The sequence below is a fragment of the Streptomyces sp. NPDC058525 genome (genome assembly GCF_042719495.1).
GTDB lineage: Bacteria > Actinomycetota > Actinomycetes > Streptomycetales > Streptomycetaceae > Streptomyces.
In genome coordinates this window covers 47,456-68,375 of record NZ_JBHXNP010000045.1, presented here as the reverse complement: position 1 = coordinate 68,375, position 20,920 = coordinate 47,456, and the positions used below count along the sequence as shown (strand labels likewise).

The following is a 20,920-nucleotide window of genomic DNA, read 5'->3' as shown; positions in this document are numbered from 1 at the left end:
TGAAAGATCGGGGCTCCGCCCCGGACCCCGCGCCTCAAACGCCGGCGGGGCTGGAGGTGCCGGCGGGGCTGGGTGGGCCGGCTGGGGTGGATGTGTCGGGTGGGGTGGATGTGTCGGGTGGGTGGGTGTGTCGGCGGGGGTGGTGCGGGGCGGGGGCGGCCCTGGGAATTGGAGGGGGTTGGGCCTACCTTCAGCCGGGTGGGTGTCTTGGGGATCGTTGTGGCCGCCGGGTACGGGGGCGTTGTGGGGCTGTTGCTGCCGCGGGCGCTGTGGCGGTTGTCCGTCGGGGCGGGGGAGCCCTGGCGGGATCGGTGTCCGGAGGGGCACCTGGTGCCGGGGTGGCTCGGTGCGGCCCGGTGTCGGGTCGCCGCGGGGGACGGGGCTCCGCATGTGTACGGGCGGCGGGCCGTGCCCCTCGCCGTCCTCAGCGGGGCCGTCTGCGCCGCGCTCGGGGCCGCCGTGGGGGCGCGGCCCGAGGCGCTGGCCTACGTGGGGCTCGCCCCGGTGCTCGTGCTGCTCGCCCTCGTAGACCGCGCGGTGCACCGGCTCCCCGACGTACTGACCCTGCCGCTCGCCGCCGCGGCCGCCGCCGGGCTCGGAGCCGCGGCCCTCCTGCCCCGCGCCGCCGGCGACTGGCGGCTCGCGCTGTTCGGCGGGGGCCTGCTCGCGACCGGGTACCTGGCGCTCTTCCTGATCCACCCCGCCGGGATGGGGTTCGGCGACGTCAAGCTGGCGATCTCGCTGGGGGTCGCTCTTGGGTGGTACGGGTGGGGGGTATGGGCCGCGGGGGCCTTCCTGGGCTTCCTCTACGGGGCCCTGTACGGCCTTTTCCTGCTGCTGCGCGGCTCCGCGACCCGCAAGGACGGCTTCGCCTTCGGCCCGTTCATGGCCGCCGGAGCACTCACCGGAGTGCTGCTGGGCGGTTTCGGAGCGTAATCGTGGCGCGGCAATGCACGCATCTCGCTTTACGAAGGGTTATGGTGGAACCCCCCCCTCGGGCCGGTCCGTATCCCCCCCACGGACCGGCCCGTTTTTTGTTCTCCGCCCCCTACCGGCATCCGCGCAGGTCAGCCGCGCTGGGCCCAGAGGTTGGTGCCGGGGGTGGACACCGCGAAGGAGTCGATCTCCTTCAGCTCGGCCTCGGAGAGCGGATCGGCCGCCAGCGCGGCCACGTTCTCCTCCAGCTGCCGCACGCTCGACGCGCCGATCAGCGCCGAGGTCATCCGGTCATCGCGCAGCACCCACTTCAGCGCCAGCTGCGCCAGCGACTGCCCGCGCCGCTCGGCGATCTGGTTCAGCCCGCGCAGCCGGCGGAGCACCTCGTCCGACAGCAGGTCGGGGTTGAGCGACTTGCCCTGGGTGGCCCGCGAGCCCTCCGGGATCCCGCCCAGGTACTTGCCCGTCAGGAGCCCCTGCGCGAGCGGCGCGAAGGAGATGCAGCCCATGCCGGCGTCCTCGAGGGTGTCCAGCAGCCCGTCGTCCTCGGTCCAGCGGTTGATCATGGAGTACGAGGGCTGGTGGATCAGCGGACGCACCCCCATCCCGCGCAGGATCCGCACCGCCTCGGCCGTCTGCTCCGCGGTGTACGAGGAGACGCCGACGTAGAGCGCCTTGCCCTGCTGGACCGCGGACGCCAGGGCGCCCATGGTCTCCTCCAGCGGGGTCTCCGGGTCGAAGCGGTGCGAGTAGAAGATGTCGACGTAGTCCACGCCCATCCGCCCGAGCGAGGCGTCGAGCGAGCTCAGCAGGTACTTGCGGCTGCCCCACTCGCCGTACGGCCCCGGGTGCATCAGGTAGCCGGCCTTGGTGGAGAGGATCAGCTCGTCGCGGTAGGACGCGAAGTCCTGGGCGAAGACCTTCCCGAAGTTCAGCTCGGCCGACCCGGGCGGCGGGCCGTAGTTGTTCGCCAGGTCGAAGTGGGTGATGCCGAGGTCGAAGGCCCGGCGCAGGATCGCCCGCTGGGACTCGAGCGACTTGTCGTCGCCGAAGTTGTGCCAGAGGCCGAGGGAGACGGCGGGGAGCTTGAGGCCGCTGTGGCCCGTGCGCCGGTACTCCATGGAGTCGTAGCGCGCGGGCTCTGCCCGATAGGGATTGGTATCAGTCACGTTGTCCTCCCTATCACGGAGCTGTGACAGACCGAGTTGGGTACCCCCTCCCGCCGCGCAGTAATGTGGCGCACTCGGGGGACCGCAATTCGCACGGGGGCATTGCACGGAGGGGCTGGAAGATCGTGAAGCTGCGCGACCTGGTGTACAGGCTCTACGCACGCCGGGTGGAAGGCCGCCTCGACCATGACGCGGCGCCCAAGCACATCGGCGTCATCCTGGACGGGAACCGGCGCTGGGCGAAGGCGTCCGGAGGCACCACGGAGCAGGGCCACCAGGCCGGAGCCGACAAGATCTCCGAGATGCTGGGCTGGTGCACCGAGACGGACGTCGAGGTCGTGACCCTGTGGATGCTCTCCACGGACAACCTGGACCGGCCGGAGGTCGAGCTCCGCCCGCTGCTCAACATCATCGAGAACACCGTACGGGGCCTGGCCGCGGACGGCCGCTGGCGCGTCCACCACGTCGGCAACCTCGACATCCTCCCCGCGCGGACGCAGACCGTGCTGAAGGAGGCCGAGCAGGCCACGCACGACGTCGGCGGAATACTCGTCAACGTCGCCGTCGGCTACGGCGGCCGTCAGGAGATCGCCGACGCGGTCCGCTCGCTGCTGCTGGAGCACGCGCAGAAGGGCACCTCCTTCGAGGAGCTCGCCGAGATCCTGGACATCGACCACATCGCGGAGCACCTCTACACGCGCGGCCAGCCCGACCCGGACCTCGTGATCCGCACCAGCGGCGAGCAGCGGCTGTCCGGATTCATGCTGTGGCAGAGCGCCCACTCCGAGTACTACTTCTGCGAGGTCTTCTGGCCGGCCTTCCGCAAGGTCGACTTCCTGCGGGCCCTGCGCGACTACGCGGCCCGCCACCGGCGCTACGGCACCTGACCCGCCCGGATTCACCCGGGTGGTCTCTGACGCCCCTTCGGTCACCGCCGCACCCTGCTTCCCAACCCTTCACCTGGGATTCACCCAGCGTCAGTCATATGCCATGGCATGGCCTGGCCTGATCGGGGAATACCACTTTCAGGTCGATGCCCGATCCACGGGTGTCGAGTCTCAGCGGACGGCATGGGGCCGTCCGCCCGGGAGGCCCTTTGCACCAGGACGCACGTGCGGTTCGCACGGACGGAGTGGAGGGCCGGGAATCGGCCCTGGCATGGGTGCCGATGACCGGTCCGGTCTTCATGGCCCGACCTCTTCCGAGGGGGTACGTCCTTCCGTGGTGACCAGCACAAAGCGCCGCCTGCCCGACAGGCGGACCTACGTCCTCGACACCAGCGTCCTGCTGGCAGACCCCAACGCGATCTCCCGTTTCGACGAGCACGAGGTCGTGCTCCCGATCGTGGTGATCACCGAGCTGGAGGCAAAGAGGCACCATCCCGAACTCGGCTACTTCGCGCGCCAGGCCCTGCGCCTGCTCGACGACTTCCGGGTCCGGTACGGACGCCTCGACGCCCCCATCCCACTGGGCGATCTGGGCGGCACCCTGCGCGTCGAGCTCAACCACTCCGACCCGGGTGTCCTGCCCGCCGGCTTCCGACTGGGGGACAACGACTCGCGGATCCTCGCGGTCGCCCGCAATCTCCAAGCCGAGGGCTACGACGTCACGGTGGTCTCGAAGGATCTCCCACTGCGCATCAAGGCCTCCTCCGTGGGGCTGATCGCCGAGGAGTACCGCGCGGAGCTCGCGATCACCGATGCCGGCTGGACCGGCATGAGCGAGCTCGCCCTCTCCGGCGAGCAGGTGGACCTCCTCTACTCCGAGGAGCGCCTGTACGTCCCGGAAGCGGCCGAACTCCCCGTGCACACCGGGCTGGTCCTCCAGTCCGAGCGGGGCAAGGCGCTGGGCCGGGTCACGGCCGACGGCAACGTGAAGCTCGTACGGGGCGACCGGGAGGCCTTCGGGCTGCACGGCCGCAGCGCCGAGCAGCGCATCGCCCTGGACCTCCTCCTCGACCCCGAGATCGGGATCATCTCGATGGGAGGCCGGGCGGGTACCGGAAAGTCGGCGCTGGCCCTCTGCGCGGGCCTGGAGGCGGTGCTGGAGCGCAGGCAGCACCAGAAGGTGATGGTCTTCCGGCCGCTGTACGCGGTGGGCGGGCAGGAGCTCGGCTACCTGCCGGGTGACCAGGGCGAGAAGATGAGCCCCTGGGCGCAGGCCGTCTTCGACACCCTCTCCTCCGTCGCCGGGCGCGCGGTCATCGAAGAGGTGCTGAACCGCGGGATGCTGGAGGTCCTGCCGCTCACGCACATCCGCGGCCGCTCGCTGCACGACGCCTTCGTGATCGTGGACGAGGCCCAGTCGCTGGAACGGAACGTCCTTCTGACCGTTCTGTCCCGGGTCGGCGCGAATTCGCGGGTCGTTCTGACCCACGACGTCGCCCAGCGGGACAACCTGCGGGTCGGCCGGTACGACGGAGTCGTCGCCGTCGTCGAGAAGCTGAAGGGGCATCCGCTCTTCGCGCACATCACCCTGACGCGTTCGGAACGCTCCCCGATCGCCGCGCTCGTCACCGAGATGCTGGAGAACCTCTGACCCCGGCCGGCCCCTGACAGGGGGCTGAAACGGTCAAAAATCCCATAGCGGGAAAGTGAGTTGGCGCCGCCCGGCAAAGGCCCCAGAGCCTAGCCGGGCGGCGTCGTGCTGCACAGCCCTTTGGCGAAACAAGCGGCGACATGCCAGGTGTGACCTTTCCCACGCAACGCAGAATTGCCCTGTGGTGTCGAGGTCCGGCAGAGTCTGTTTTCCGTCAGGCCCCGCATACGGCACTCCCGTATCTCCCGTGAGGTACGCAGCACCACCACAACTCCACAGCCGATTGCCGTATGCCGCCCGCAGTTTCACGCGGCAGCCTCCGCAGGGAGCAGCTGTCCACGGGCCCGCGTCTCCAGTGACCCCAGAACCACGGAGACCAGTGTCGAGGGGCACTCTTGCGCCCGCTCGGTCACTGCGGACGCTGCTGGAAGGACACCGTGTGAGCCGGATCTCGGTTCGGGGCTTCGCAGTGGCTTCGGCCACCGCGGTCACCACCGTCGGCGCAGTCGTGGGCGTTGCCACCGGCGACCCCACCTCGAACGATCTCGAGACGACCGCGTCCGGGGCGACCCTCCTCACTGACATCCCGGTCGGCGACCAGGCCCAGGTCCAGACCGCGTCCCTGACGCAGCAGGCCGACACCATCGCCCACGCCGCCGACGCCGACGCCAAGCGCTCGGCCGAGGAGGCGGCCCGCCTCCAGGCCGCCGAGGACGCCAAGTCCAAGAAGGCCGAGGCCCAGAAGGCCGCGGACGAGAAGGCCAAGAAGGAACGCGAGGCGAAGGAGGTGGCCAGCCGCTCCGCCGCCCGCGACGCCGGAGACTTCGCCGTCCAGAGCTCCTACACGGTCGCCCAGGTCAAGGCCATCGCCCAGCAGATGGTCCCGGCCGGCCAGTTCCAGTGCTTCTCGAACATCATCAACCAGGAATCCACCTGGAACTACCTCGCCGTGAACAAGTCCTCGGGCGCGTACGGCCTGGTCCAGGCGCTCCCGGGTTCGAAGATGGCCTCGGCCGGTGCCGACTGGCGCACCAACCCCGCCACGCAGATCAAGTGGGGCCTGAACTACATGGAAGACCGGTACGGCAGCCCGTGCGGAGCCTGGAGCTTCCACCAGGCCAACGGCTGGTACTAGGCGACACCGCCGCACCCGCTCGACCCCGGGGAGCCCCGCACCGTCCGACGGTGCGGGGCTCCCCGCGTGTACGGTCTTTCGAGGCGTGACAGTGGGGCGGGGGGAAGGGATTGACATGGCGAAGAGGGAAGGCTGGCTCGGCCGGCTCGGGAGCAGGCTGAACCGGATGGAGGCGCGGCTCCACGAGCGGCGCGCCGAAGTCGAGGCCGAGGCCAGAGGCGACCTGCCGCACCCCGCCCCCTCCGACCGGGTGCCGGCGCCCGCCGCGGCGGCCGCACCGGGCCCCGCGCCCACCCCGTCCTACCCCGAGCGCCCCGACCCGGTGAGCGTGGTCCCGTGGGGCATGCGGGTCGCCGCCGAGGTCAGCTGGCGGCTGCTGCTGCTGGCCGGGATGCTTTGGGTGCTGATGAAGGTGATCAGCGAAGTCCGCCTGGTCGTCCTCGCCTTCGCCGCCGCCATGCTCGTCACCGCGCTGCTCCAGCCGTTCGTGGTCCGGCTGCGCAGACTGGGCCTGCCCCGGGGGCTGGCCACCGCCGTCACCGCAATCCTCGGCTTCGTGGTCATCGGACTCGTCGGCTGGTTCGTGGTCTGGCAGGTCATGGAGAACCTCGACGACCTCTCCGACCGGGTCCGCGACGGCATCAACGAACTCAAACTCTGGGCGCTGGACAGTCCGTTCCACGTGACCGAGAAGCAGATCAACGACATCGCGAAGAACCTCAGCGAGACCATCGGCACCAACACCGAGCAGATCACCACGGCGGGCCTGCAAGGCGTGACCGTGCTGGTCGAGGTGCTGACGGGCATTCTGCTCGCGATGTTCTCGACGCTCTTCCTGCTCTACGACGGCAAGCGCATCTGGCACTGGACCCTCGCCCTCGTCCCGGCCGCCGCCCGGCCCGGCGTGGCGGGCGCCGGTCCGCGCGCCTGGCGCACGCTGACCGCGTACGTACGCGGCACCGTCCTGGTCGCGCTCATCGACGCCACCTTCATCGGCCTGGGCATCTACTTCCTGGACGTGCCGATGGCCGTGCCGCTGGCCGTCTTCATCTTCCTGTTCGCCTTCATCCCGCTGGTCGGCGCGGTGGTCTCCGGAGCGCTCGCGGTGGTCGTGGCGCTGGTGACCCAGGGCGTGTTCAGCGCCCTGATGGTGCTGCTGGTCGTGCTGGCCGTGCAGCAGATCGAGGGGCACGTGCTCCAGCCCTTCATCCTGGGCCGGGCGGTACGGGTGCACCCGCTCGCGGTGGTGCTCTCGGTGGCCGCGGGCGGCCTGATCGCGGGCATCGGGGGAGCGGTGGTCGCCGTACCGCTGGTGGCCGTCACCAACACGGCGGTGGGCTACCTGCGGGCGTACTCGCGCGAACAGTTGCACATGGGACACGGAGCGGTCGGCCCGGGCCCGCACGGGGCCACGGCCCTCGGCTCGGGGATGCGGGAGGGGGACAAGGGTGATCAGTGAGCCGGAGCTGGACGGGGAGTGGGGTCCGGAGCGGCCGGCCGAGCCGGTGGAGGAGGGCGCGGGGGAACGGCCGTTACAGCGGCCGGCCGCCCGCCCGTGGCTGTGGGCGCTGGGCGGTGCGGTGCTGGCCTCGGCGGTGTGGGCGGGGGCGCTCGCCGTGCAGGATCGTTTCACCACCGAGCCGAGGATCTCGTACCGGCACACCGAGAAGCTGTGCGCGCAGACGCAGCTGAAAGCGCTCGCCGCGGTGGCCGGGACCCTCGACGAGAGGCTGGACCGGCACGGGGAGCACCCCGCCCTGGACTGGGCCACCTGCGACTACGGCGGGCAGTGGGACGGGGAGGGGCTCGCCTACTACGGCGTAGTGGAGGTCGAGCACCACAAGAAGACCGATCCCGCGGCGGAGTTCGGGGTCGGCGGGACGCGCGATCCGTGGATCGGCCCGGAGACCGACGAGGTGCAGCAGGTCCCCGGCCTGGGGGAGCGGGCGCTGCTCCACGGCTACATGTCGGCGTCGCGGCTGGAGGTGCTCGACGGCGGCACCGTGTTCACGCTCACCGTCCAGTGGCACGGGGACGGCAAGGCCGGGGAGGACGGAGAGGACGGAGAGGGCGGGCGGGCCGCGGCCGACGAGGACGCGGTGGCGGCGGCCGCGATCGAGGACATGCGGGCGGTGATGGCGGCGCTGAAGAAGGGCTGAACGCGCGGGGCCCCGCGGCCGGGAACGGCAGCGGGGCCCTGTCCTTCGTACGGGTGACTACTCGGCGGCCAGGGCCGCTTCCGCGTCGAGGGTGACCGCGACGGCCTGGATCACCGAGGCGACCTTGAAGGCCTCCTGGACGGTCTCGCGGTCGACGCCGGCCTTGCGCAGGACCTGCTCGTGCGAGTCCAGGCACTGGCCGCAGCCGTTGATCGCGGAGACCGCGAGCGACCACAGCTCGAAGTCGACCTTCTCCACGCCCGGGTTGCCGATGACGTTCATCCGCAGGCCCGCGCGCAGCGTGCCGTACTCCGGGTCGGAGAGCAGGTGCCGGGTGCGGTAGAAGACGTTGTTCATCGCCATGACCGCGGCGGCGGACTTGGCCGCGGCGTACGCCTCGGGCGACAGGTTCGCCTTCGCCTCCGGCTCCAGCTCACGCAGGACGCGCGGGGAGCGGGCGGCGATCGCGCAGGACAGCACGGTGCCCCACAGCTGCTGCTGCGAGAGGGTGTCCTGGTTGCCGATGACCGAACCCAGGTTCAGCTTCAGGTCCTTGGCGAAGTCCGGAAGGGCGGACTTGAGGGCGTCGAGGGACATCCGTCACTCACCGGCCAGCAGCAGGCCGGCGTCCAGGGTGCCCTCGCCCTTGTTCCAGTTGCAGGGGCACAGCTCGTCGGTCTGCAGGGCGTCGAGGACCCGCAGGACCTCCTTGGGGTTACGGCCCACGGAACCGGCGGTCACCATGGTGAACTGGATCTCGTTGTTCTGGTCGACGATGAAGACCGCGCGCTGGGCGAAGCCGTCCTCGCCCTGGACGCCGCACGCCTGCATGAGCTCGTGCTTGGAGTCGGCCAGCATCGGGAAGGGCAGGTCACGCAGGTCGGCGTGGTCCTTGCGCCAGGCGTGGTGGACGAACTCGGAGTCGCCGGAGACGCCGAGGATCTGGGCGTCGCGGTCCTGGAACTCCTCGTTCAGCTTGCCGAACGCGGCGATCTCGGTCGGGCAGACGAAGGTGAAGTCCTTCGGCCAGAAGAACACCACGCGCCACTTGCCCTCATAGGTCTTGTGGTCGATCTGCGCGAACTCGCCACCCGCCTCGAGCGAGACACAAGCGGTCAGATCGTAGGTGGGGAACTTGTCACCGACAGTGAGCACGTGCTCTCCTTGCGGACAGGAAAGTGACCCTTTTGGGGGCTTTCCAAAGGGGTTGGACGGATCTCACATGCTGGCACAGCTGCATTGATTACGGAAATAGCTACACTTGAGCCCGGTGATCGGAGGTACCTATCAGTGGCTGCCGGTAATAGGGGAGCGAAGCAACCCACCCTGGCGCAGCTGCGTGCCTTCGCGGCCGTGGCCGAGCACCTGCACTTCCGGGATGCCGCCGCCGCCATCGGGATGAGCCAGCCCGCGCTGTCTGGGGCGGTGTCCGCCCTGGAGGAGGCGCTCGGGGTGCAGCTGCTGGAGCGGACCACCCGAAAGGTGCTGCTCTCCCCGGCGGGGGAGCGGATCGCGGCCCGGGCCCGGGTGGTGCTCGAAGCGATGGGCGGGCTGCTGGAGGAGGCCGAGGCGGTACGGGCGCCCTTCACCGGGGTGCTGCGGCTCGGGGTGATCCCCACCGTGGCGCCGTACCTGCTGCCGACCGTGCTCGGGCTGTTCCACCGGCGCTACCCGCGGATGGACCTCCAGGTCCACGAGGAGCAGACGGCCTCGCTGCTGGACGGGCTGGCCGGCGGGCGGCTCGACCTGCTGCTGCTCGCGGTGCCGCTGGGCGTGCCCGGCGTCACCGAACTGCCCGTCTTCGACGAGGACTTCGTCCTGCTGACGCCCCGGGAGCATCCGCTGGCCGGGCGCCGGGACATCCCGCGCGAGGAACTGCGCGGCATGCAGCTGCTGTTGCTCGACGAGGGGCACTGCCTGCGCGACCAGGCGCTGGACATCTGCCGGGAGGCCGGGCGGCCTTCGCGGGGGGCGGGGCGCGGCTCCGCGGCCGAGGGAGGCGGCGGACGGCGCGAGGGCGGGGCGGACGTCACCACGACCGCCGCCGGGCTCTCCACCCTCGTCCAGCTGGTCGCCGGAGGCCTCGGCGTGACGCTGCTGCCGCGCACCGCGCTGCGGCTGGAGACCACCCGCAACGAGTACCTCGCCACCGGCTGCTTCGCCGAGCCCGCGCCGACCCGCCGGATCGCCCTGGCCATGCGGACGGGGACGGCCCGCCAGGAGGAGTTCCGGGCGATCGCGGCCGCACTGCGGGAAGCCGTACGCCCGCTCCCGGTGTGGCCGACCGACTGAACCGGCGGGCCGTCCCGGGGCGGGCGCGGCTGCTCCGTACGCGAGCGCTCCGTACGCGAGCGCTCCGTACGCGAGCGCTCCGTACGCGGCCGCTGCGTACGCGGCTACTCCGTGCGCAGGCCGTCCGGGCGCATCAGGCGCAGCAGCAGCGGCAGGCTCAGCAGGGTGACCGCCAGGGAGACTCCCGCACCGATGCCGACCATCGTCAGGACCGAGCTCCAGTTGAACCGGATCGGGGCGCCCGCCATCTGCATCAGCACCGTGCCGAGAGCGAGCCCGACCACCGTGGCCAGGGCCAGGCCCAGGCCGATCGGGAGGGCGGTCTGCCACAGCACGGAGAAGCTGAGCGTGGAGCGCTTCGTGCCGAAGGCGACCAGCGCCGACAGCAGTTGCCTGCGCTCGCGCAGCTGCTCCAGCTGGGAGACCAGCAGGCTGGCGCCGATCAGCATCAGTACGAGAGCGGCGCCCACGAACAGGCCGGTCCGGATGGAGGCGTAGCGGTCGTTGACCTCGGTGGCCTGCAACGTCATGGGGACGGACAGCGGGTCGGCCTTGAAGGTGGCGTTCCGGGCCAGCTCCATCGCGTCGGGCACCTTCGGGTCCAGCTTCACGTACACCCAGGAGGACTGGTAGCCACCCATGCCCTTCGGGGCGGCCGCCGGGGTGGCCAGCAGCCCGGTCTCCATGGTGCCCGTGGGGCTCTTGCGGGCCGGCACGGTCCGGGCGTCGGCGGGCACGGTCCAGGCGACCGGCTGAGCGCCCTCGCCCTCGTTCTCCTTGCGGATGTTCCCGGCGAACAGCTTCTCGCCCGGCCGTGCGGTGTCGCCGGTCATGCCGCCCGGATCGGGGGCGCCGGTGAGCACGAAGACGTCGCCGTCCTTGCAGGAGGGCAGCTCGGCGACCTCCTTGAGGGCGTCGCAGGTTCCGGTCGTCACCGAGATCGCCTTGTCCGAATAGGACATGTCCAGGGTGCGCCCGGCATTGGTCGAGGACAGCGCGACGGCCTGGGTGACGCCCTTGGTCCCGGTCAGGACCTGGGCGACGGCCTCGCCCCCGCCGTCGGAGCGCTGCATGACGGAGATCGCGGCCCGGGTGGGGTCCTGGCCGGTGTCGCGGGTGTACGAGTCCTCGGTGGAAGCGAAGAGCATCTGCAGGGCGATGGCTCCGGCGACCGCGACGGCGATGCCGTTGACCAGCCGGGCGGAGGACCCGCTGGTGAGCTGGAGGCGGCGGGCGGCGAGCTGCCAGGAGACCGGTCCGGCGCCGCCGATCCGGCCGACGACCCGTTCGAGCACCCACGGGAGCAGGACGGTGATGCCGACGAGGAGCAGGACCACGCCGCCGGAGACCTGCCACTGGTTGAACTGTCCGCTGTCGTTGCCCATGCCGATCATCGGGGCCAGCAGTCCGAGTCCGGCCAGCGGGAGCAGCAGCCGCCACCAGATCCGGCGCTTGCGCGGGGTCGTCGTACGGACTACGCCGAGCGGCTCGATGACCACGCCGCGCAGGGCGAACAGGGTCACGGCGACGGCTGCGGCGGGCACGGCGAGCGCGATGAGCGCGGCCAGCCAGGGCGCCGGGTTGAGGTCGGAGGGGAAGACGCTGCGCTGGTAGAGGTCCATGGCCGGGGCCAGCCGGCGGGCGCCCAGGAAGAAGCCGGTGCCCAGGGCCAGGCCGATCAGCGATCCGGCGGCGGCCTCGCCGGCAGCGATCCGGCGGACCATGCGGCCGTCGGCGCCGACCAGGCGCAGGGCGGCGAGCCGGCGGTCGCGGCGGTCGCCGCCGAAGCGGACGGCGGCGCCGATGAACACGGCGACCGGCATCAGCAGCGCGACGAAGGTCAGCACCACCAGGAGCGTGAGGACGGGGTCGAGGCCCTCCTTCCGCAGGGTGTTCTCGAAGGCGGTGACCCGCTTGACGTAGTTGGGCGCGGCCTTCTGGAGCTCGGTGAGGCGGTCGCTGCCCGCGTAGAAGTAGAGGTCGCCGGGGCCCACCAGGCCCGCCTCGCCGATGGTCGCGACGATCTTCCCGTCGAGGCGGTCGCGCAGCAGCCTGCCCTCGCCGGTCTTCATCAGCCTGTCGAGGGCGGGGGAGACGACCAGTTCGCCGGGGCCGGGGAACTTCTTCACGCCCGGCGGCAGCGGGGCGTCCGGGCCCTCGGGCTGCACGAAGCGTCCGTCGACCCCGTAGGAGCGGTACGACTGGTTCGCGTCGAGGGTCAGCAGCGTGTCGCGGCCGGGCTGTTCGGCGGTGGGCGAGGTGTGCGTCTGGCGTGCGTCGCTGCGCGCGTCGCGGGCGGCCAGGGCGCTCGGGACCGCGCTGGTGACGAGCAGCAGGGCGACACCGAGGGCCACGCCTATGCCGGTGAGCAGGGTGCGGGTCCAGCCCGCGCGGCCGCCGGCGAAGGCGAAGCGGGCGCCCATGCCGAGGTCGCGGGACCAGGTCTGGAGCTTGCTCATACGATGCGCTCCATGTCGCGGGACTTGCCGTCGCGCACGACGATCTCGCGGTCGGAGTAGGCGGCCACCCGCGTCTCGTGCGTGACGAGGACGACGGCGGCGTTGGCGGACCGGGCGGCCTCGGTGAGCAGCTGCATGACCAGCTCGCCGTTGAGGGAGTCGAGGGCGCCGGTGGGCTCGTCCGCGAAGATCACCCGGGGCTGGGTGACCAGGGCGCGGGCGACGGCCACACGCTGGCCCTGGCCGCCGGAGACCTCGCCGGGCCGCTTGCGGGCCAGGTCCTCCACCTGGAGGCGCTCCATCCACTGCAGCGCCGTCCGCTCGGCCTCCTTGCGCTTGACGCCGGTCAGGCGCAGCGGGAGGGCGACGTTCTCGACGCAGGTCAGCTCCGGTACGAGCTGCCCGAATTGGAAGACGAAGCCGAACTCGCCGCGGCGCAGGGCGCTGCGCTCGGCGTCGTTCATGGCGGACAGCTCGCGGCCGGCGTAGGTGATGGTTCCGGAGTCGGGCGGGACGATCCCGGCGAGGCAGTGCAGCAGCGTCGACTTGCCGGAGCCGGAGGGGCCCATGACGGCGACGACCTCGCCGGGGTGGATGGAGAACTCGGCGCCGTCGAGGGCGCGGGTGGGCCCGTACTCCTTGCGGAGGCCGGTGGCGGTGAGCAGGGAACCGGCCGGGGTCATCGGCGTACCTCCTGGGCGAGCCGGTCGAGCCGGGCGGCGGTGAGCTCCAGCCACCGCAGGTCCGCCTCCAGGTGGAACAGGGCGTGGTCGCAGACCAGTTGGTCGGCGAGGTCGCCCTTGCGCTTGCGCTGGGTCAGGATGCGCATGAGGCGCAGGTGCTCGGCGCGCTGGGTGTCCAGCAGCTCGGCCGCGCTGCGGCCGGTGAGCAGGGCGAGGACGACCTTGGTGTACAGGGTCGAGTGGAGGTACGGCTCGGGCTTCTCGGGCTGGGAGAGCCAGGTCTCGACGTCGGTGATGCCGGCGTCGGTGATCGCGTACCGCTTGCGGTCGGGACCGCCGCCGCTCTCTATCCCGTCGACCTCGACGAGGCCGTTCTTCAGGAGCCGGGACATGGTCGAGTAGACCTGCCCGTAGGCGAGGGGGCGGTCGTGGCCGAACTTCTCGTCGAAGGCCCGCTTGAGGTCGTAGCCGTGGCGGGGGCCGGCCTCGAGGAGGCCGAGGAGGGTGTGACCGATGGACATGCCGACGACTGTACACCGTGTGTATACCTGCGATGTATACCCGCAGCGCATAGCCCGGCGGAGGAACGCCCCGGCCCCCGCCGGAGTACGAGCGGCGGGGGCCGGGGCGCAGCCCCCGACAGGGGGCGGGGCCGGGGCGGCGGGGTCAGTCCTGGGACTTCGGGGGCCGGCCGCGGCGTGGGATGGGGCCCGGTCCGGAGGGGAGGCGGCCGGACTCCGCGAGCGCCCGGCGCAGCAGGAATTCGATCTGGGCGTTGGCGCTGCGCAGTTCCTCCCCCGCCCAGCGGGCCAGCGCGTCGTACACGAGCGGATCGAGCCGCAGCAGCACCTGCTTGCGCGGCTGCCGGGCCGCCCGGCTCCCCTCCTCGGGCGGGGTCACTGGTAGAGGGTGCCCGCGTTGACCACGGGCTGGGCCGCACGGTCCCCGCACAGGACCACCAACAGGTTCGAGACCATCGCGGCCTTGCGCTCCGGGTCCAGGTCCACGATGTCCTCCTCGGCCAGGCGGTTCAGAGCCAGTTCGACCATGCCCACCGCGCCCTCCACGATCTGCTTGCGGGCCGCGACGACCGCGCCCGCCTGCTGGCGCTGGAGCATCGCGGAGGCGATCTCCGGAGCGTACGCGAGGTGCGTGAAGCGGGACTCGATGATGGACACCCCGGCCGCGTCGACCCGCGCGTGCAGCTCGGCGGCCAGCTTCTCGGTGATCTCCTCGGCGTTCCCGCGCAGCGAGAGGCCGCCCTCCTCGTGCGCGTCGTACGGGTACTCGATGGCGATGTGCCGGACGGCCGCCTCGGTCTGGGTCTCGACGAACTCCGTGAAGTCCTCGACCTCGAAGGTGGCCCGGGCCGTGTCCTCGACCCGCCACACCACGACCGCGGCCAGCTCGATGGGGTTGCCGTAGGCGTCGTTGACCTTCAGTACGGCCGTCTCGTGGTTGCGCACGCGGGTGGAGATCTTCTCCCGGGAGGTCAGCGGGTTGACCCAGCGCAGGCCGTCCGTGCGGATCGTCCCCCGGTAGCGGCCGAACAGCTGGACCACCCGCGCCTCGCCCGGCGCGATCGTGTTGAGTCCGGTCATCGCGATGAGCGAGGCGAGGAACAGCAGGGCGCCGGCCGCGATCAGCGAGGCCTTGACGGCGGCGCCCGGCATGACCGCGCCGGCGACTATCAGACCCACCCCGGCCGCGGCGCCCGCCAGTCCGAGCAGCAGCGCCAGGCCGCCGCCCGTGCTCCGCGCGGTGAATTCCCGTACGTCCTGTGGAGTGGAGACGTTGTTCGTCATCGTTTGCCCCGTTTCTCGTCGCCGCAGCTGGTCGAGCTGCTTATCAAAGTGATATCACTTTTTTCCCCTACGGCAACCCTTCGGGCATCGTGTGCGTCGGTTCCTGTGATGTGGGTGCTGATTCTCACGTCCGAATTGACCGATATTGGCCATGGTTGGTCAACCTTTGTCACAGCCTGCGGTGTTAGCTTTCTGAGCTGACGTCGGGGGGTATATCGAGCGGAGCGGGAGCGATGGGCCGAGCAGAAGCGCGTAGGGCGCAGCAGCAGCGCGGTGCGCGGCGGGCGCCGAGCGGACGCGCCAAGGGCGCCAAGGGCAAGAGCGGCGCCGGCAAACCCACCGGCATACGTCGCTTCTTCACCTGGAAGAAGGTCGTCGGCACCTTCTTCGGGATGATGCTGCTCGGCATGGCCGCCCTCATCGGCCTGTACTTCTACGTCGACGTGCCCAACCCCAACGAGCAGGCGACGCAGCAGAGCAACGTCTACAAGTGGGCCGACGGCACGACGATGGCCAGCACGGGCAAGGTCAACCGCGAGATCGTCGAGATCGACAAGGTCCCGAAGGACGTCCAGGCGGCGTTCATCGCCATCGAGAACAAGTCCTTCTACAAGGACCGGGGCGTCGACTTCAAGGGCCTGGCCCGCGGCCTGTGGAACACGGTCAGCGGCCAGGGCAAGGCCGGCGGTTCGACGATCACCCAGCAGTACGTCAAGAACCACTACCTGACCCAGGAGCAGACGGCGACCCGCAAGATGAAGGAGATGGTGATCTCCCTCAAGGTCGACCAGCAGATGGAGAAGCCCGAGATCCTCGCGGGCTACCTGAACACCAGCTACTTCGGACGCGGCGCGTACGGGATCCAGGCCGCGGCCCAGGCCTACTACGGGGTCGACGCCTCGCAGCTGAACCTGGCGCAGGGCGCCTACCTCGCCGCCGTCCTCCAGGCCCCGAGCCAGTACGACTGGGCGGTGGCCGGACCCAAGGCCCAGGAACTGGTCATGACCCGGTTCAACGGCACGCTCATCAACATGGTCGACATGGGTGAGCTGGACGAGGCCAAGAAGGCCGAGACCAAGTTCCAGGAGCCGATCAAGCCGAAGGCCCGCGCCGGCATGGACGGCCAGAAGGGCTACCTGGTCGAGGCGGCCGACGCCGAGCTCGTCCGGGGCGGTGCGCTGACCAAGAAGCAGATCGACGCCGGCGGCTGGACGATCACGCTCAACATCAACCCGAAGAACCAGGCGGCGCTGGAGAAGGCCGTCCAGGACGAGCTGGAGTCCAAGCTCGACCGCAAGGACCCGAAGGGCCGCCCGCAGGACCAGAGCGTCCAGACCGGCGTCACCTCGGTGGACCCGAAGACCGGCGCGATCGTCGCGATGTACGGCGGTACGGGCTTGCAGGACAAGTACGCGAGCAACGCCCTGCGCGACGACTTCCAGCCGGGCTCGACCTTCAAGCCCATCGTGCTCGCCTCCGCCCTGCAGAACAACGCGACCACGCAGGACGGCAAGCCGATCACCCCGAACGCGATCTACGACGGCACCAGCAAGCGCCCGGTCGTCGGCAGCAAGATCCCGTTCAACCCGCAGAACCAGGACGACAAGGACTTCGGCAAGGAAATCACCGTCCAGAGCGCGACCAACGACTCGGTCAACTCCGTCTACGCGCAGATGATCGTGGACGTCGGCCCGCCGGCCGTGAAGAAGACGGCCCTCGCCCTCGGCATGACGGACCGCGAGGGCTGGCCCGAGGACAAGCCGGCCATGTCGCTCGGCACCATGAGCACCAACACCGTGGAGATGGCGGGCGTCTACGCGACCTTCGACAACCACGGCAAGAAGGTCACGCCGACCATCATCAAGTCCGCCGAGCACAAGGACCTGGAGTACAAGCCGGCCGAGCCCGCCATCGGAGCGCAGGCCGTCAGCCGCCAGACCGCCGACACCGTCACCAAGGTGCTCACCGGCGTGGTCGACGACGGCTCCGGCAAGAACGTCAAGAGCGGTGCCTACGAGGCCGCCGGCAAGACCGGTACCACCGAGTCCAACGTGGCCGGCTGGTTCACCGGGTACACCCCCGAACTGGTCACCGTCGTCGCGATGTTCGGCGAGGACCCGGTCACCCACGGCCAGGTCACCCTCACCGGCACCGCCGGCCTCGGCCGAGTGGGCGGCTCCAGCTTCCCCTCCAAGATCTGGAAGGCCTACACGGAGGCCGTGCTCAAGGGCGTGAACACGGGCGAGTTCGACGTCTCCGAGGCGGAGATGGGTGCCTCGCAGGCCCCGTCGCGCAGCCCCTCCCCGCCCCCCTCGCACAGCGCCTCCAGCCAGCCGCCGGCCAGCAGCGCACCGCCGTCGAGCTCGCCGACGCCGTCGTCGTCCCCGACGCCGAGCAGCACCCCGACGAAGTCGCCGACTCCGACCAAGTCCCCGACGCCGACGGCGACCGACACCGGCGGCCCGAAGCCGCCGGACCCGGGCCCGCTGTTCCCGCACGCGGGCGGTCACTGACCGACACCGGCAACACCACTGCCCCGCAGCCTGTGAAGGCTGCGGGGCAGTGGCGTTCGCAAGCGGGGCTCAGCGCCGTTCGTGACCCGGCGGCAGCGCCAGCTCGAACCAGACCACCTTGCCGCTGCTGAGCCGGGTGGCGCCCCAGCGGCGGGCCATCCGGTTCACCAGGAACAGGCCGCGGCCGCCCTCGTCGGTGTCCCGGGCCCGGCGCTGGCGCGGCAGCTGCGGGGAGTCGTCGCCGACCTCGCAGCGCAGTACGTCCGTACGCAGCAGGCGCAGCGTAACGGGCCGTTCCGCGTACCGCACGGCATTGGTGACCACCTCGCTGACGAGCAGCTCCAGCGAGTCCTGGAGCTCCTCCAGGCCCCACCGGGTCAGGGCGCGCCGGGCGAAGCGGCGGGCGCGGCCCGGAGCGGTCTCCTCCGGGTCCAGGAACCAGTACGCGACGTCGCTGGGCGCGATCCCGTCGAACCGGGCCGCGAGCAGCGCGATGTCGTCGTCCCGGTCGCCCGGGCCGAGCATGTCCAGCACGTCGTCGCACAGGGCTTCCAGCGGCGGCGGGTGGTCCAGGCCGGTCAGCTGGGCGGTGGTCGCCAGGCGCTCGCGGAGCTGCTCGATGCCGGTCCACACGTCCCGCAGCCGGGACTCGACCAGTCCGTCGGTGTACAGCAGCAGGGTGGCCCCGGCGGGCGCGTCCAGCTCCACGGCCTCGAAGTCCACGCCGCCGACGCCGATGGGGGCGCCCGGGGGTACGCGGAGCACCTCGGCCCGGCCGCCCAGGTGCAGCAGCACCGGCGGCGGGTGGCCGGCGTTGGCGATGGTGATCCGGTGCGAGACGGGGTCGTAGACCGCGTACAGGCAGGTGGCCATGCGGTCGGAGCCCAGGCGCTGGGCCTGCTCGTCCAGGTGGTGCAGGACCTCGGCGGGCGGCAGGTCCAGCTGCGCCAGGGTCTGCGCGGTGGTGCGGAGCTGGCCCATGATCGCCGCGGAGGTCATGGAGTGCCCCATGACGTCGCCGACGACGAGCGCGACCCGGCTGCCGGGCAGCGGTATGGCGTCGTACCAGTCGCCGCCGACGCGCGCCGTCTCGGCGGCGGGCAGGTAGCGCGAGGCGAGCCGCACCCCGGTGGGCTGGGGCAGGCTGTCGGGCAGCATGGTGCGCTGGAGCTCGTCGGCGATGTACGCCTCGCGGCCGTACAGCACCGCCTTGTCGATGCCGAGCGCGGTGTGGGTGGCCAGCTGGGCGGCGACCAGGAGGTCGTTCTGCTCGAAGGCGGGCCGCTCGGGGCTGCGCAGGAACACGGCCGCGCCGATCACCCGGCGGCGCCCGCGCAGCGGTGCCAGCACGGCCCGGTTGCCGCGCGGCAGCGGATGGTCCGAGCCCAGCAGTTCGGGCAGCGCGGCCTTGGCTGCCGCGGAGGACCCGAAGACGGGCCGTACGCCGCGCAGCACCTCGGCGAGCGCGCCGCCGGACCGGATCTCGCACAGCTCGGCCGCGGGCAGGTCACCCTGCGGGCCGACCAGCGGCAGCTGGCTGAAGTCGAGCTCGCCGGTGGCCCCCGCGGCCCCGGCGAGGTCCAGGCCCGCGCCGATGGTGCCGCCCGAGACGGCATCGGTGAGATCGTCGATCGGCCGGAGCCGGTCGGTGCGCCGCAGCCTTAAAACGACCGGGCCGAGGGGACGCTCGTCCCCGACCGGCAGCGGGTCGCGCAGGTAGACGAGGATGGCGTCCGAGAACGTCGGCACGGTGGCCCGGCACAGGCCGAGCACGATCTCGTCGAGGTCGATGCCGCGGGCGATCCGCCGTGTGGCGGCGCCGACGAAGCGCAGCCGGTCCCCTTCGCGGCGCGCGGCGGTGTCCCCGGCGCCTCCGCCGGCCGGTATGCCGGCCCCGCCGCCGTGCCGGTCGCCTCCCGCGGGGTGCGGGGATCCCGGGGCGGGGCCGTCCTGGCCGCCGGCCGGGCCCTGGGCCGCGTCCCGGGCGGGGAGGGCCTGCGGGCCGTCGGCGGCCGCGTTGCGCGCGGCGCCCGTGTCCCTGGACCGGGCGGCGCCGCCGTCCCGGGACCGGGCGGCACCCCGGGGCCGGGGGAGACCGGCAGGGCCGCCGCCGGGCTCCGCGCCCGGGCCCTGCGCATGCGTGCGTACGGCCTCGGCGGCGGCGATGGGCGCCTTGCCGTGGCCGGCCTCGTCCGTACCTCCGCCGGAGGCGACGGGCTGCGGGCCCTCCTGAGAGGTGGGGTACTCCGTCACGCGTGGCATTCCGTCCGTCTGCGCTCGATGTGCGCTGCACTCAACTCGGTCAGTCGCGGTATACCCGCTCAGCGGCCGGGGCACCATCACCCCGCGATACCGCGTCTCCCCCGTTACCTCTCGCTCTGCGTCGACCTCCGGTCAAATCCCGCGTACGGCACGACACTTGCGCACACAGGGTCTCATCGCGCCGCCCTCCGCGCGCGACCTTGCGGAGGACGATCCTACGTTTGCATGCCAGGGGCGCATCAAGGGTCTCATGAGGTCATATGAGCCGGGGTGCGGTCCCAGTCCTCGGGGAGGTCCGGAACCGTCCAGGCCGGATCCGGCCGCCAGTTCTCCCAGCCGTCGCCGAACGGCGCACCCCACTGCCGGATGACCTCGACCGCCGCCCGGCCGGCCTCCCGCACCCGCTCCGCCTCCTCCGGGCCCATCAGCCCGGAGCGCTGCGCCTGGGCGAACTCGTCCTCGTCGCGCCACTTCAAGCTGCGGTCCGGGTAGACGGAGATGTCGAGGAAGTGGTCCACGGAGTCGACCCCGCCGGACCACCGCGAGCGCGGCTCCTCCAAGTTCACGTACCAGCTCTTGAACCGCCAGCCGTGCTCCCAGAACAGCCACACCGACCACGGCTCCCCGGGACGGGCCAGCTTCAGCACGCCCGCGCCGAACCAGCGCGAGCGCACGGTGGTGCGCGGCGCGGTGTAGCGGGTGGCGAGCGGCTCCTCGTGGACCGGGGTGCCGTCGGCGAGCACCGGTTTGACGCACTGGGTGCCGGGGGCCATCCAGACGGCGAGCAGTTCGTCGGTGTCCTGCACCACCGTCACGGGACGGCAGATGTGCACCTGCCCCTTCAGCCCCGGGGCGTGGTCGCGGTAGCGCCAGAGGATCTGCTCCCCGGGCGCCCAGTGCGTGCCCTGCGCACGGGTGCGCGCGGCGCTGCCCGCAGGCCTGAAGGTACCTGTCATGCGCAGATCTTAG

At 71.5% G+C, this 20,920-nt stretch carries 18 protein-coding genes; 8 read left to right on the top strand and 10 right to left on the bottom strand.

The genetic code is table 11. The features are described 5' to 3' along the window. Nucleotides 1-408: 408 nt before the first annotated feature. The gene (locus ACFWP3_RS21645) at nt 409-936 is read left to right on the top strand and encodes a prepilin peptidase (RefSeq protein WP_384223452.1); all 528 of its coding nucleotides are present in this window, start codon (nt 409-411) and stop codon (nt 934-936) included. A gap of 131 nt (nt 937-1,067) precedes the next feature. Here ACFWP3_RS21645 and mgrA read toward each other — a convergent pair whose 3' ends face one another. Next, nucleotides 1,068-2,105, bottom strand: a complete 1,038-nt coding sequence (gene mgrA, locus ACFWP3_RS21640) for an L-glyceraldehyde 3-phosphate reductase (RefSeq protein ID WP_384223450.1) — start codon at nt 2,103-2,105, stop codon at nt 1,068-1,070. A 125-nt stretch (nt 2,106-2,230) separates the two neighbouring features. Between mgrA and ACFWP3_RS21635 the strand changes: the two genes are divergently transcribed. The 5 genes from ACFWP3_RS21635 (at nt 2,231) to ACFWP3_RS21615 (ending at nt 7,937) form a co-directional block, all read left to right on the top strand. Beyond that, nucleotides 2,231-2,992, top strand: coding sequence for an isoprenyl transferase (locus ACFWP3_RS21635; RefSeq protein ID WP_384223447.1), 762 nt, complete (start codon nt 2,231-2,233; stop codon nt 2,990-2,992). Nucleotides 2,993-3,326: 334 nt separating this feature from the next. Then, nucleotides 3,327-4,643: a PhoH family protein gene (locus tag ACFWP3_RS21630; RefSeq protein ID WP_384223445.1), complete on the top strand. Its 1,317-nt coding sequence runs from the start codon at nt 3,327-3,329 to the stop codon at nt 4,641-4,643. Between the two features lie 421 nt (nt 4,644-5,064). Next, nucleotides 5,065-5,778, top strand: a complete 714-nt coding sequence (locus ACFWP3_RS21625) for a transglycosylase SLT domain-containing protein (protein WP_384223464.1) — start codon at nt 5,065-5,067, stop codon at nt 5,776-5,778. Between the two features lie 115 nt (nt 5,779-5,893). Further along, nucleotides 5,894-7,237 (top strand): AI-2E family transporter, encoded by a 1,344-nt coding sequence (locus tag ACFWP3_RS21620; RefSeq protein WP_384223443.1) that lies wholly within the window; start codon nt 5,894-5,896, stop codon nt 7,235-7,237. Beyond that, nucleotides 7,227-7,937 carry a hypothetical protein gene (locus ACFWP3_RS21615; protein WP_384223441.1) on the top strand — a complete coding sequence of 237 codons (711 nt, stop codon included), beginning with the start codon at nt 7,227-7,229 and terminating at the stop codon, nt 7,935-7,937. Before ACFWP3_RS21620 ends, ACFWP3_RS21615 begins: the two co-directional genes overlap by 11 nt. Before the next feature lie 57 nt (nt 7,938-7,994). Here the strand turns inward: ACFWP3_RS21615 and ACFWP3_RS21610 are convergent, their stop codons facing one another. Both ACFWP3_RS21610 and ACFWP3_RS21605 read right to left on the bottom strand, forming a co-directional pair. Then, a complete protein-coding gene (locus ACFWP3_RS21610) occupies nt 7,995-8,534 on the bottom strand; it encodes an alkyl hydroperoxide reductase (protein ID WP_384223438.1) in 540 nt (179 codons plus the stop codon). Nucleotides 8,535-8,537: 3 nt separating this feature from the next. After that, nucleotides 8,538-9,092 (bottom strand): peroxiredoxin, encoded by a 555-nt coding sequence (locus ACFWP3_RS21605; RefSeq protein WP_384223436.1) that lies wholly within the window; start codon nt 9,090-9,092, stop codon nt 8,538-8,540. Between the two features lie 135 nt (nt 9,093-9,227). Here ACFWP3_RS21605 and ACFWP3_RS21600 point away from each other — a divergent pair, with 135 nt between their 5' ends. Continuing rightward, nucleotides 9,228-10,229 carry a LysR substrate-binding domain-containing protein gene (locus ACFWP3_RS21600; RefSeq protein ID WP_384223434.1) on the top strand — a complete coding sequence of 334 codons (1,002 nt, stop codon included), beginning with the start codon at nt 9,228-9,230 and terminating at the stop codon, nt 10,227-10,229. Nucleotides 10,230-10,333: 104 nt separating this feature from the next. On the opposite strand, the gene ACFWP3_RS21595 is transcribed toward ACFWP3_RS21600, so the two are convergent. From ACFWP3_RS21595 to ACFWP3_RS21575, 5 genes are all read right to left on the bottom strand, one after another. Next, entirely contained in the window at nt 10,334-12,688 is a 2,355-nt protein-coding gene (locus ACFWP3_RS21595) for an ABC transporter permease (RefSeq protein WP_384223431.1), read from the bottom strand. Next, nucleotides 12,685-13,371 (bottom strand): ABC transporter ATP-binding protein, encoded by a 687-nt coding sequence (locus tag ACFWP3_RS21590; protein WP_384223429.1) that lies wholly within the window; start codon nt 13,369-13,371, stop codon nt 12,685-12,687. The genes ACFWP3_RS21595 and ACFWP3_RS21590 overlap by 4 nt, the downstream gene beginning before the upstream one ends. Beyond that, nucleotides 13,368-13,892: a PadR family transcriptional regulator gene (locus ACFWP3_RS21585; RefSeq protein ID WP_384223427.1), complete on the bottom strand. Its 525-nt coding sequence runs from the start codon at nt 13,890-13,892 to the stop codon at nt 13,368-13,370. Before ACFWP3_RS21585 ends, ACFWP3_RS21590 begins: the two co-directional genes overlap by 4 nt. Nucleotides 13,893-14,037: 145 nt before the next feature. Next, on the bottom strand, nt 14,038-14,271 hold the full coding sequence (locus ACFWP3_RS21580; protein WP_384223424.1) for a hypothetical protein: 234 nt from the start codon (nt 14,269-14,271) through the stop codon (nt 14,038-14,040). Continuing rightward, complete coding sequence (locus ACFWP3_RS21575; protein ID WP_384223422.1) at nt 14,268-15,176, bottom strand: SPFH domain-containing protein; 909 nt, start codon at nt 15,174-15,176, stop codon at nt 14,268-14,270. The genes ACFWP3_RS21580 and ACFWP3_RS21575 overlap by 4 nt, the downstream gene beginning before the upstream one ends. 233 nt (nt 15,177-15,409) lie before the next feature. On the opposite strand from ACFWP3_RS21575, the gene ACFWP3_RS21570 reads away from it, so the two are divergent. Further along, complete coding sequence (locus tag ACFWP3_RS21570) at nt 15,410-17,689, top strand: transglycosylase domain-containing protein (protein ID WP_384223420.1); 2,280 nt, start codon at nt 15,410-15,412, stop codon at nt 17,687-17,689. Nucleotides 17,690-17,758: 69 nt separating this feature from the next. Here ACFWP3_RS21570 and ACFWP3_RS21565 read toward each other — a convergent pair whose 3' ends face one another. Together ACFWP3_RS21565 and ACFWP3_RS21560 are read right to left on the bottom strand one after the other, a co-directional pair. Further along, on the bottom strand, nt 17,759-19,942 hold the full coding sequence (locus ACFWP3_RS21565) for a SpoIIE family protein phosphatase (protein ID WP_384223417.1): 2,184 nt from the start codon (nt 19,940-19,942) through the stop codon (nt 17,759-17,761). Between the two features lie 257 nt (nt 19,943-20,199). Next, nucleotides 20,200-20,907: a DUF402 domain-containing protein gene (locus ACFWP3_RS21560; protein WP_384223414.1), complete on the bottom strand. Its 708-nt coding sequence runs from the start codon at nt 20,905-20,907 to the stop codon at nt 20,200-20,202. Nucleotides 20,908-20,920: the final 13 nt, after the last annotated feature.

Bases quoted from the DNA above. Each gene is read 5' to 3' on its own strand.
- ACFWP3_RS21620 (WP_384223443.1), top strand. From the start codon at position 5,894: ATGGCGAAGAGGGAAGGCTGGCTCGGCCGGCTCGGGAGCAGGCTGAAC.
- ACFWP3_RS21610 (WP_384223438.1), bottom strand. From the start codon at position 8,534: ATGTCCCTCGACGCCCTCAAGTCCGCCCTTCCGGACTTCGCCAAGGAC.
- ACFWP3_RS21595 (WP_384223431.1), bottom strand. From the start codon at position 12,688: ATGAGCAAGCTCCAGACCTGGTCCCGCGACCTCGGCATGGGCGCCCGC.
- ACFWP3_RS21590 (WP_384223429.1), bottom strand. From the start codon at position 13,371: ATGACCCCGGCCGGTTCCCTGCTCACCGCCACCGGCCTCCGCAAGGAG.
- ACFWP3_RS21585 (WP_384223427.1), bottom strand. From the start codon at position 13,892: ATGTCCATCGGTCACACCCTCCTCGGCCTCCTCGAGGCCGGCCCCCGC.
- ACFWP3_RS21575 (WP_384223422.1), bottom strand. From the start codon at position 15,176: ATGACGAACAACGTCTCCACTCCACAGGACGTACGGGAATTCACCGCG.
- ACFWP3_RS21570 (WP_384223420.1), top strand. From the start codon at position 15,410: ATGGGCCGAGCAGAAGCGCGTAGGGCGCAGCAGCAGCGCGGTGCGCGG.
- ACFWP3_RS21560 (WP_384223414.1), bottom strand. From the start codon at position 20,907: ATGACAGGTACCTTCAGGCCTGCGGGCAGCGCCGCGCGCACCCGTGCG.